Here is an 11,262-nt window from a genome sequence, read left to right as displayed (position 1 = left end):
TCTTTGTTGGTCAAACCACCAACTTTGCCTCGTTGACCGACACCAGCTTGCCGAGTTTTCCGTACTCGTGCAGGTCGCCGCCGACCTCGATTCGAATGGACTTATCGATGCGGCCAACGGCAACTGGCGAGAATCCGCTGGCTGCGATGAGATTCGCCACAACTTCGCCGGCCCGCGGAAAGTCCGTTGCGTAGAACAAAACGGCGCGTTCCGGAGTGCGGTTTGCGCCCGATGCCAAGGACTGAGCACTCATTGTGCCGAATGCCTTGACGAGCTGCGCGCTGGCCGGGAGGAGCGAGGAAATGAGTTGTCCCGAAGACTGCTCAGCCGGGATCGTTTTCTTGAAACCGCCGTTGCCGTCGGGAGCGATCGGGTTTGACGGATCGACGACAATCTTGCCTGCCAGGTTGTGTGTGCCGATCAGTTGTTTGATTGCATCGAGGTAGACCGCGAGGATGATCACGTCAGCCTTGGCGATTGCGGCGTCGACCGGCATGGCCTGCGCATTGCCGCCGAGTTCGGAAGCAAGTTTCTCCGCTTTCGCCAATGTCCTGTCGGCGACGATTACCTTCTGACCGCCGGCGGCAAGGTTTTTTGCCAATCGGGCGCCGATGTTTCCCAGACCGATTATTGCTGTGCTCATAGCGAGTCCTTTCCTATTGCGCCGCCACTGTTCCCGCCAGCCGACGCCGTGGCGCATGCTCCGCGGAGGCTGGTTGCCGACGGCTTGCAGCCAGATCGATTTCTTGGATAATGGTCCGATACTCGAGGAAGTCGTCGATTGCGGACATGCCGTTGAGGCGTCCGAGGCCGCTCTGCTTGTAACCGCCTTCTTCAGTTTCGTCGTAGACGATCGCCCAGTTGTTGATCCAGACCGTGCCCGCATCGATGCGCCGTGCAATCCGCAGCGGACGGTCGATATTGGTGGACCACACCGAAGCCGCCAGGCCGTAGTCCGATTGGTTGGCGAGGGCCACCGCTTCGTCCTCCGTGTCGAAGGCCTGCATCACCAGTACCGGACCGAAAACTTCTTCCTGGGCGATCGGCATGGAATGGTCGTCGATCTCAAGCAAGGTGGGCCGGTAGAAGGCGCCTTTTGCGAGAGGTCCGTCCTGGATGGGACCGCCACGCACAACGACTTTGGCGCCCCCGGCAATTGCAGCCTCGACCATCGCATCGACCCGCTTCACGTTGGCCACGTTGATCATTGGTCCCATGTCGCTGGAAAGGTCGGCGGCCGGGCCGACCTTGACAGCTTCCAATCTGGCTGCGAGGCGGTTGCGGACGGCGTCGAGGATTGGCCGGTGGACAAGAAGCCGGCTGCCAGTCATGCAAAACTGACCGGCAAAAACGGTTAGCGCCTTCTCCACTATCGGCAGTGCCTTATCCAGATCGGTGTCGTCGAACAGCAAAATCGGCGTTTTACCGCCCAGTTCGCCGCTGAAACGTTTCAGGTTTTTGGCGCAGGCCGCCATGATTGCCTGCCCTGTCTTGGAGCTACCGGTCAAGCTGATCACTGGCACGTCGGGACAGTCGATCAGCATTCGCGCGCCGGCACTTCCGGACTCGGTAAAGACGTTGACGACCCCCTTCGGCAGGTCTTTCACTTCACTGAACACCTCGCACATGCGTGCGTTCGTCTGGGCGGTAAATCCCGGAAGCTTTCCTACGGTCGTGCACCCCGCCGCAAGAGCTGGCGCAAGCGAACGGATAAAAAGCACGACAGGCGAGTTCCAGGGGGCGATGATGCCGGCAACGCCAGCTGGTTCGCGCAACGTCGTCGTATAACGTCCTGCCGCCGTTTCCACAGCCCGCCCGAAATCCGTGAGTGTCAGCGCGGCATAAAACCGGAGCTTGGACGGCACCATCGAAACTTCGAATTGACCCTCCGGTTTTACCTTGCCGTTTTCGAGTGCCAGTATCTCAACCAGGTCTTGCGTCCGCGCTTCGAAGCGATCCGCCATGTCGTTGAGCACCTTCGCCCTGAGGCGGCGGTTTTCGCTCCATTCGGTCTCTTGAAAGGCTCTGAGCGCGGCTTCAATCGCCTTGGTCGCTTCCGCCTGCGTAGCCTCCGTATAGCTGCCGATCGGCTCGCCGGTGGCGGGATTGACGCTCTCGCGTCGATCCTTGGCATCCATCCATTCGCCGTCGATCCAATGCCGAGCCTTCAATTGAGAAGTCATGTCACACTCCCTTGGGTCACCTTCATTCAAAGCCACGGGCGAAACTGTGCGCTTCGCTGCCGCGACGCACCTTGTTGGCGCTGTCGCCGCGCAAATCCTGAACTGTTGAGATCGATCGGTCGTGATACCTTCGCGAGCTTGCTGCACGGGTATCTATGCGTGCATCTTTCACTAATTACCCGGCAAAATGGGGAATTATATTTCCAGATATGGAATAATCGTTTGGCGAGCTGTTTCGTTTGTCAGCATCTGTCAGCAGTCTTCCATTTTGTTTTATCCACACCCCTTTGCCGCTCCCGCATAATGCAGCCATCGCCCTCACAGGCGCCGCTTCCCACCTTTCTTTCAATGGCCAGACGCGAAAGCGGGCGTGGCAACGGAGAGGCTTGTGCTGATGAAGAAACCCCTCTCCGTCTCGGCTTCGCCTCGACACCTCTCCCCCGCTTCGCAGGGGCGAGGAACCGTTGCCGCGACGCCAGCGCCCTTCCAGCTTGGGTTCCTCGCCCCCATAAAAAGGGGGGAGAGGTGTCGAGGCGAAGCCGAGACGGAGAGGGGGTCTTTCCGAAAAAAAGAGCAGAAGCTGGCAGACCAGAGGAACACGAAGGAACGCAACGCCCCGCTCCCGTCCTTCACGGGGTGAGGGGCAGCGCGACGTTGAGAATGGGTGTGCTGGAAGCTCAGGAGGCCAAAAGGGGTGCGTCGAAACGCATCCGCGCAGCGTGCAGCGCTTCCGTTCCGGGCGCCAGGAAACGCATCGACGGCTTTTCCCGGATGTCGCCTTCGAAACCCTCGGGATCGCCGTGCCCGGTCCAGGCTTCGAGCGACACCAGCGGCGCGCCCGGCCGGCTCCAGATCGCGAAATGCGGAAAGTCCTCGACCGCCATGGAGATGGCCGCGCCATCTTCTGCAACAAAGCGGATCAAGCGGCTGTTTGCGTTGAGAAAACAGAGCGCTTCGCGCGACAGAAGTTCCTCCGACAGCGGCAGCACGCGGCCGTCGAGCGGCACCGGCCGTGTGCTGGTCGAGAACAAGCCGCCGCTGGCGATGACGGGCACTTCCGGTTTTTCAGCCCGCTCGAATTCGATGCGGCAGCCGTCGCGGCTCTGCCCGGAAAACGGCCAGCGGAAGCCGGGGTGAACGCCGAGCGCGTAGGGCAGGGGTTCGTCGCCCGGGTTTCGCACGGTGAACGTCGTCGACAGTTCGCCCTCGGAAATCGCATAAAAAACGTCCAGTTCGAATGCAAAGGGAAAGCTCTTTCGGGAGTCAGGATCGTCCCTGAGGGTCAATCTGGCGGAGCTTTTCGTCTTTTCGGCAAGCACGAACGGCTTGACGGCGGCAAAGCCATGCACGCCGATCTTGTGCGGCTTGCCGTCGACGCGGATTTCTCCGTTGCGCGCCCAGCCGACCAGCGGAAACAGGATGGGACTGGTCTGCGCCCAGAATGTCGGGTCGGCTTGCCACAAAAGGTCGCGTCCGCCGACATACCAGGCGATGGGTTCCGCGCCCGTGAGCGCAATTTCCGCCGCGGTGCTGCCGGCGGCAAGACGGATCGTGTCGCCCAACAAAACCTCCCGGTTTGTGAAGAACTCTAGGCCAGCTGGGTTGTAGCCGCGATGCGGCGGTAGATGAAGCTCTCTTCGGGAGGATTGCCTGCAGCTTTCTCGGCGCGCGCGCTGGCCAGCGCGTCGTCGATCAGCATGCCCATGCGCGCATGCACCGGCGACTTCACGCAGGCCGGGTCGGTCGCGGCTGGATCGCCGGCTATCGCCATCGCCTGGCAACGGCAGCCGCCCCAGTCGATCTCACGCCGCTCGCAGCCGCGGCATGGCTCCTGCATCCAGTCGGTGCCGCGAAATGCGTTGAAGGCCGGCGAATCCGTCCAGATCTCAGCCAGAGAGCGGTCGCCGAAACGCTCGAACGTCAGCGAGCGGATCGTGTGGGCGGCGTGGCAGGGCAGGACCGTTCCGTCCGGCGCCACCATGAAGGCGTCGCGCGCCCAGCCGCCCATGCAGGGTTTCGGGTAGATGGCGAAATAGTCGGGCGTGACGAAATCGATGTTGAGGATGCCGCGCAGTCGCTCCTGCGCCTGCCCGACGATCTCCATCTGGCGCTCGACGGCGTCGCGGTCCGGCATCAGGGCATCGCGATTGACCAGCGCCCAACCCGAATATTGCACATTGGCGATTTCCAGCCGCTCTGCGCCCAGCGACAGCGCCAGCTCAATGAAATCCGGCACTTCCCCGATGTTGTGGCGGTGGATCGGCGCGTTGATGGTGAGCGGCAGCCCGGCCGCCCGCACGCGCCGCGCCGTTTCCAGCTTCTTCTGGTGGCCGCCACGATGATTGCCGATGCGTTCGGTCGTTTCGGCGTGCGCGCCCTGGAAGCTCAATTGCACATGGTCGAGCCCGGCTTCCGCGAAGGCCTCGATGCGGCCTTCGGCGATGCCGACGCCGGCTGTAATCAGATTGGTGTAGACGCCATGACTGGAAAGTCCGGCGATCAGCTGTTCGAGGTCGCGCCGCAGCGTCGGCTCACCGCCGGAAAGATGCACCTGCAGAACGCCGAGGTCCGCCGCCTGGCGGAAGAGGTAAAGCCAGGTTTCGGTATCCAGCTCCCGGTTGGCCTTCATCAGTTCGGTCGGGTTGGAGCAATAAGGGCATTGCAGAGGGCAGCGGTGGGTGAGTTCCGCCAGCATGCCGATCGGGGGAAGCAGCGCCTCGCTCATGGCCGCACCAAAAGTCTGTCGGCCCATTCCTGCAGGAATGTCATGATATCGCCGGCCACCTCATCCTCCGGCGCGTCATATTCGGCGGTGAGGTCGGCGATCATGGCGCCGACCGATGTGCGGCCGTCGCAGCGGCGCAGGATGTCGAGGCTGATCTCGTCAGGCCAGAAGACCCGCTCCGGCGACAGCACTGCATACGCCTGGCGCACCGGATCGAACTGGATGCGCACATGCCTGGGCAATGAGGGAGTCGAATCCAGCAATACGAGCGCTCGTTCGCGCAATGCTGTCATCGCGCATCCTCCGGCCGGAAGGCTCCCGGTGGAATGTTTTTTCCACTTTCCGCATAGGCGTGCTGCAGTGCATCGAGCATGGCCCAGAGGACATCGCATTTGAACAGCAACGCATCGATCGCCAGCTGCTGTCGTTCCGGGGTGTCGGCATGCTCCGTCACATAGGCGAGCGCGAAATCGGAATCGCGCGATGCCTGGTCGGGCCGCTTCTTGAAATAGGCCAGCGTATCTTCGGTGATGTAGTCGTATTTCGCCAGCATGGCCGGCACCCGCTCGCCAATAATCACCGGCGAGAACAGCTCGGTCAGCGACGAAGCGACCGCTTCCAGCAGCGAGCGGTTGGCACAGAAGGAAAGATAGGCGCCGACCGCGAAGCGGGTCGCCGGCAACGCTTGGCGCTCGCTCTTGACCATCTCGGCGTCGAGACCGAGCGAGGTGGCGAGGTGGAGCCAGCGCGCGATGCCACCACTCCAACCGTCCTCGCCGTCATGATCCTCGATGCGCTTGCGCCATTCCGCGCGAAAGGCAGGGTCTTCGGCGCGGGCGAGGATCGTCGCATCCTTGCGCGGGATGACAGCCTGGTAGCAGTAGCGGTTCAGCGCCCAGGCTTGCATCTCGCCTCTGGTCAGGTCGCCTCCGGTCATCCGGTGATGATAGGGATGGCGGTTGTGGTAGCGCTCCGCGCCGACCTGGCGCAACACCGCTTCCAGTTCAGCCGGCGACAATCCGCCCTTGGCGGCGGTGGCGAAGTCGGTTCTGGCAGTGACGAATTCGTTCACAACTCGATCTCCATGCCGTCGAACGCGACATCCCATCCCGCCGCCTTCACCGCGGCATATTCCTGCGAATTTCCGTCCAGAACGGGATTGGTGTTGTTGATATGAACGAAGATGCGGCGGCTGATGTCGATGCTGGCGAGCGATGCGATCGAACCGGATTCTCCGGACATTGCCAGGTGCCCCATGCGCTGACCGGTTTTCTGGCCAACGCCGGCGGAAGTCATCTCGTCGTCGGTGTATACGGTCCCGTCGAAGAGCAGGCATGCAGCACCAGCCAGTCGCCGCTGCAAATCCGAATCGACCCGCGCGCAGCCGGGTACATAAAACAGCGATCTGTCAGCACGTCCGGCAAGGCGGATGGCGATCGTGTCGCCCGCTTCCGAACCGTAGTTGGCGTCGGGTCGGCTGGCGTCCTCGAGAAACAGCGCAACCTTGCCCGGCACCGCAAAAGCTTCGATGCGAATGCCGGTTCCCAGGCCCTCGGCATCGCAAATCTCAAACTCGCCGTCGGGAAGTTCTCGCCTCGGCACCACCGCCGGGTCGAGCACGCCGAAGATCGGATTGGCAGCAAGAGCGGCAAGCACCTGGGCGGTCGCGTAAATTGCAAAGGGCTGGCGCTCGCGCAAGCTGAGCAGCCCGGCGATGTGGTCGACATCGGCGTTGGTGAGCACCACCGCCTTGATTGGACTGGAGCGCAAGGGTGCATCGGCGGCGGGTTGCAGTTCGGGCGTTTGCGCGATCTGCTGGCGAATATCGGGGGAAGCGTTGAAGAGCACCCAGGCGGTTGCGTCAGCCGAGACGGCGAGGCTGGATTGCGTGCGCGTATAAACACCGCGCACTCCGGCACGCGCGGCACGGCTCAGTCGGTAATTGCAATTCCATTGCGGAAACCCGCCTCCGGCAGCCGAGCCGACGATCTTCACGCGCACGGAATTATCCAGTCTGCGGGTATCCGGGTCGCCTATGGATATGGCAGCCGGAAACCCGTCGCGGCCTGCGAAATGGCTCGTCATGATCTATGCGGACAGGCTGACGCGTGTCCCCGACCTGGGGACACGCGCCGCGCGGCCTACTTCTTGGGAGTAATTTCAGCAGGCAGATACCGCGAAATCTCCATGCCCGCCGCTACCTGGCACATAGTAGGCTTTTTCCAGCTTTTCTTCATTTCATTCCTCCTGTTGCACCGGCCCCGGAGGGCCGGTTCCTTCCCGATTGGCCACCGCTTGGCACCTTGTGCAGCGACCCGTCCAAAATGGACAAATGAAACAGAACGTTCTGAAACCAATAAAACAAAGTCACTGCAGCAATTTCTGTGCGGCCTCGTCAAAAGGCTTGGCCTCGGCGACCGGCAGGCCGGCTTTTTCCCAGCCATCGGCACCACCCGGATACCAGATCACCGAAGTATAGCCCCATTCGAGCGCCCTTTTTGCGGCATTCCAGGACATCCAGCAGTCGGTCATGCAATAAAACAGGATGGGATCGGTTTTGGCCGGCGCATGTGCCGCCAGACCGTTGCGAAAATAGGCGGCGGTTTCCTCCGTGATCGCGCCATAGCCGACATTCGGCAGCCAGACACTGCCGGCGATGTCCGTTCGCACCGCGTCGCGCCAGATGGTGCCTGCCGGCAGATTGGCGGGCTTGGGTGTCTTCGGCATGACGTCGAAAAACACCGCTGTCTTGTCGCGCCACAAGGTTTCCGCCTCGGCCGTGGTGACCACCCTGGCGCCCCGCAAAGCGTCCGGCACCGGTGCGCGATAGTCTTCCATGCGATAACCGGCAGGTTCGGCAACGTCGCCGGCCAGGGCTGGATACGCAGTCTCGAAGAGGCTCGCCGCCAGAAGCAAAATCGTCGCCTTTCCCATCATTGCCGTCGGCATTTCCGTTTCCTCCAGCCGACCTCATGCCGGCTTCGGGCACTGTCATTGCGTGATCGGCCGGTCCTGTTCGTCGACCAGCGGCACGTTGTATTCCAGCAGGATCTTGTTGATCTCCGCCTGGTTTTCCTTGATTACCTTGTTGAGCAGGCGCTTCCATTCCTGGTCGGAAGGGCGCACGCCCATGGTGATGCGGTAGGTCATGCGCGAGCCGACCTTTTCCTTGAGCAGCGGCACCACCGCGTAGTCCGGGCCGGCCTCCTTCGCATAAAAACCAGCCATCGGTCCCCACAGGACCGCCGCGTCGATATAGCCGGCCTTCATGTCCTTGAGCATCACCTCCGCCATCGAAGGGGCAAAACGCGTATCGACCATGAGGGGATAAACCCTGGCGGTTTTCATAAGGCCCGCTTTGGCCATGTTGGAGCCGGGTGGCGTGCCTTGCACGACACCCACTCGCTTGCCAGCCAGCTTCGGATCCTCGATCGTCTCGACACCGTCGAGACCGCTGTCCTTCTTGTAGATCAGCACGTAGGTCGAGCGGTAATAGGCGTTGGTGTTCTGCACGAGTTCGTCACCCTGGGCGTAACCCATGATGATGTCGCAGCGGTTGGCCCTGAGCGTGTTGCGTACAAAACCGGTGACCATCGGGAACCAGGTATAGGCTACCGATTTGCGACCGGTCTTTTCTGCGACCAGTTGCGCGAGCCTGTTTTCGAACCCTTTGCCGCCTTCATCGCTGAACGGCATGTTGGATGGGTCGCTGCAGACGCGCAGCACGTCCGGATCGACCAGTTCGCCCGCGGCGCCGAGACCCGCTCCCTGAGCAAGCGCCGGGCTGGGGGCCAGCGCAAGCGCCAGCGCCAGCAGGGCGAAACGGTCAGAACGGTAGCGCCTGGCGGCCGGCATTCGTCACCCTCCCATGCAGGATGCTTCAGCATCCTTGGCGGCCTGCGGCTTGTCGGCCTTCTTCGGTGGGCGGCCGCGCGGAATGCCGTCGACGGAGCGCGCGCGTAGATAGATGTAGAGATCGTCCATGTAGCAATAGACGTTCTTGTTGTCGCCGAAGGCCGGCATGACGTTTTCCTTGCCGGCGCTCAGATTCTTGCGGCCTTCCGCGACGATCGAGAGGAAGGTGCCGTAGTCCATGTTTTTCATGGTCGCGGCCAGCGCGGGCGCGTAGGAGGAGCCGACCCCGTCGGGACCATGGCAGACGTGGCAGTCGGAATGGTAGCGGCGGTAGCCGCTGAAGGTATACCAGTCGACGGTGCCGTCGTCCTTAATGTTGTAGGTCGGGTTGCCGTCCGCATCGAACCACTTGCCATCCTCTTCCTTTACCGCGGCGGCCTTTTCCTTGGTGTCCTGTGCGTGCGCCAGGCCAGCGCCGCTTATCGGCAGGCAAACCAGGGCAAGAACCGAAACTGCTTTTGCGAAGAACATGCGAAACCTCTTTCATTTCAAATCGCCACGGACACAGCGTTGCTGTCGCGATGCGGCGGTAACAGTGCTTCGTGATTGCGCGGCGAAATCGAGAGCCCGGTCGGGTGTGCCGGGTATATCCGGGCTCTCGTTTCTCAGGCCTGCCGTCTTTCACAAGACCTCGGCGCGGTTATGGTTCCCCGTGTTACTCCGGGAGACCGAAGACGGTGAGCTGTCCGCCCAGCGTCGTATAGTCGGCAAGGGCAGCGTAACCACCGACAGCACCCAGACCAGCGGTGCCGACGACTTGTGCTTCGTCACCCTGTTCGCGACCCTGATCGACGGCGCCGTGCCAGGCAGCGGCGTTCTCCGGCGACAGCAGGCCACCAGCGAGACCGATGCCGGCCCAGCCGCCAACACCCGACAGGACGGCGATGTACTGCTTGCCGCCATGTTCGAATGTGTTGACGTTGCCGATGATGCCGGAAGGGGTCTTGAACTTGTAGAGTTCCTTGCCGTCGGTATCGACCGCCTTGATGTAGCCTTCCAGCGTTCCGTAGAAGACCACGTCGCCGGCGGTGGCAAGCGCGCCCGACCAGACCGAGAACTGCTCGGGCACCGACCAGACAATCTCACCCTTGGCAGCGTCCCAGGCGATGAAGTTGCCCATGCCGCCATGGCTGTCCGCGGCCGGATACATCGATACCGTAGCTCCGACATAAGGCTGACCTGCCGTGTAGCTCACCTTGTACGGCTCGTAATCCATGCAAACATGGTTGGTCGGCACGTAGAACAGGCCGGTCTTGGGCGAATAGGCCGCCGGCTGCTGGTCCTTGGTTCCCAATGCGGCCGGGCAGATGCCGGTCGAATTGGTGTCTTCGCCGTTCTGCTGGGTGGAGTATTTCGCCACCACCTGCGGCCGGCCATACTGGTCGCTGTTCTTGTCCATGACGACCTCGGTCGCCCAGTTCACCTTCGGATCGTATTTCTTGGCGACGAGAAGCTCGCCGGAGTTGCGGTCCATGGTGTAGGCGAAGCCGTTGCGGTCGAAGTGTACGAGAACGTCGTGCTTGGCGCCGTTGACGTCCATGCCGTCGACGAGGATCATCTCATTGACGCCGTCATAGTCCCACTCGTCGTGCGGGGTCATCTGGTAGACCCACTTGGCCATGCCGCTGTCCGCATCGCGGGCAAAGATGGTCATGGACCAGCGGTTGTCGCCGGGGCGCTGTACTGGATTCCAGGTCGACGGATTGCCCGTGCCGTAGAACACCAGGTTCGACTTCGGATCGTAGGCATACCAGCCCCAGGTCGTACCGCCGCCAGTCTTCCACTGCTCGCCTTCCCAGGTGCCGATACCGGAGTCCTTGCCGACCGGCTTGCCGAGGTGGGTGGTTTTCTCGGGATCCATCAGGGTTTCGGCGTCGGGACCCATCGAATAGCCCTTCCACGCCAGTGCGCCGTCCTTCAGATTGTAGGCCGCGACCCAGCCGCGGACGCCGAATTCGCCGCCCGAGATGCCGACGATCACCTTGTCCTTGACGACGATCGGAGCATGCGTTCCGGATTCGCCCTTGCCGCCGTCGGTTTGTTCGCCGTTCTTGACCGACCACACAACCTTGCCGGTCTTGGCGTCGAGTGCGGTGACCATCGTGTCGGCCTGGTTGAGGATGATCTTTCCGTCACCATAGGCGACGCCGCGATTGACGGTATCGCAGCACATGATCGGAATGACGTTCGGATCCTGCCTCGGCTCATATTTCCAGAGGATTTTCCCGTCGTTGTTGAGGTCGAGCGCATAAACGATATTCGGGAACGGCGTGTGTACGTACATCACGTCGCCGATCACCAGCGGGCCGCCCTCGTGGCCGCGCAGCACGCCAGTGGAGAACGTCCACTTGACCTGCAGGTTCTTCACATTGTCCTTGTTGATTTGCTCAAGCGTCGAATAACGGGTGTTGGCATAGTCGCCCGTCGGCATCGCCCAGT

Annotated in this window: 11 protein-coding genes; all 11 read right to left on the bottom strand. The window is 61.9% G+C overall.

Features of this window, described 5'->3' with window-relative positions:
* Positions 1-10 precede the first annotated feature (10 nt).
* Positions 11-700: an NADPH-dependent F420 reductase gene (locus F3H98_RS02870; protein WP_149758043.1), complete on the bottom strand. Its 690-nt coding sequence runs from the start codon at positions 698-700 to the stop codon at positions 11-13.
* Positions 657-2,219 (bottom strand): aldehyde dehydrogenase family protein, encoded by a 1,563-nt coding sequence (locus F3H98_RS02865; RefSeq protein ID WP_244621574.1) that lies wholly within the window; start codon positions 2,217-2,219, stop codon positions 657-659. The genes F3H98_RS02870 and F3H98_RS02865 overlap by 44 nt, the downstream gene beginning before the upstream one ends.
* Positions 2,220-2,860: 641 nt before the next feature.
* Positions 2,861-3,745 carry an aldose 1-epimerase family protein gene (locus tag F3H98_RS02860; protein ID WP_149758040.1) on the bottom strand — a complete coding sequence of 295 codons (885 nt, stop codon included), beginning with the start codon at positions 3,743-3,745 and terminating at the stop codon, positions 2,861-2,863.
* Between the two features lie 26 nt (positions 3,746-3,771).
* On the bottom strand, positions 3,772-4,935 hold the full coding sequence (gene pqqE / locus F3H98_RS02855) for a pyrroloquinoline quinone biosynthesis protein PqqE (protein WP_244621573.1): 1,164 nt from the start codon (positions 4,933-4,935) through the stop codon (positions 3,772-3,774).
* Complete coding sequence (pqqD, locus tag F3H98_RS02850; protein WP_149758035.1) at positions 4,905-5,201, bottom strand: pyrroloquinoline quinone biosynthesis peptide chaperone PqqD; 297 nt, start codon at positions 5,199-5,201, stop codon at positions 4,905-4,907. Before pqqD ends, pqqE begins: the two co-directional genes overlap by 31 nt.
* Complete coding sequence (pqqC, locus tag F3H98_RS02845; RefSeq protein ID WP_149758033.1) at positions 5,198-6,016, bottom strand: pyrroloquinoline-quinone synthase PqqC; 819 nt, start codon at positions 6,014-6,016, stop codon at positions 5,198-5,200. The genes pqqD and pqqC overlap by 4 nt, the downstream gene beginning before the upstream one ends.
* Positions 5,977-6,909, bottom strand: a complete 933-nt coding sequence (gene pqqB / locus F3H98_RS02840; protein ID WP_149758385.1) for a pyrroloquinoline quinone biosynthesis protein PqqB — start codon at positions 6,907-6,909, stop codon at positions 5,977-5,979. Before pqqB ends, pqqC begins: the two co-directional genes overlap by 40 nt.
* A 366-nt stretch (positions 6,910-7,275) precedes the next feature.
* Positions 7,276-7,857 carry a PQQ-dependent catabolism-associated CXXCW motif protein gene (locus F3H98_RS02830; RefSeq protein ID WP_244621571.1) on the bottom strand — a complete coding sequence of 194 codons (582 nt, stop codon included), beginning with the start codon at positions 7,855-7,857 and terminating at the stop codon, positions 7,276-7,278.
* Between the two features lie 42 nt (positions 7,858-7,899).
* Positions 7,900-8,763, bottom strand: a complete 864-nt coding sequence (locus F3H98_RS02825) for a substrate-binding domain-containing protein (RefSeq protein ID WP_149758029.1) — start codon at positions 8,761-8,763, stop codon at positions 7,900-7,902.
* 3 nt (positions 8,764-8,766) lie between these two features.
* A complete protein-coding gene (locus tag F3H98_RS02820) occupies positions 8,767-9,294 on the bottom strand; it encodes a c-type cytochrome, methanol metabolism-related (RefSeq protein ID WP_149758027.1) in 528 nt (175 codons plus the stop codon).
* Positions 9,295-9,478: 184 nt separating this feature from the next.
* A complete protein-coding gene (locus tag F3H98_RS02815) occupies positions 9,479-11,254 on the bottom strand; it encodes a methanol/ethanol family PQQ-dependent dehydrogenase (RefSeq protein WP_244621600.1) in 1,776 nt (591 codons plus the stop codon).
* Positions 11,255-11,262: the final 8 nt, after the last annotated feature.

Origin of the sequence: Neomesorhizobium albiziae, from assembly GCF_900114255.1 — a bacterium.
Classification (GTDB): Bacteria; Pseudomonadota; Alphaproteobacteria; order Rhizobiales; family Rhizobiaceae; genus Neomesorhizobium; species Neomesorhizobium albiziae.
The sequence above is the reverse complement of the archived record's forward strand: the minus strand, read 5'-3'. Positions and strand labels throughout refer to the sequence as shown.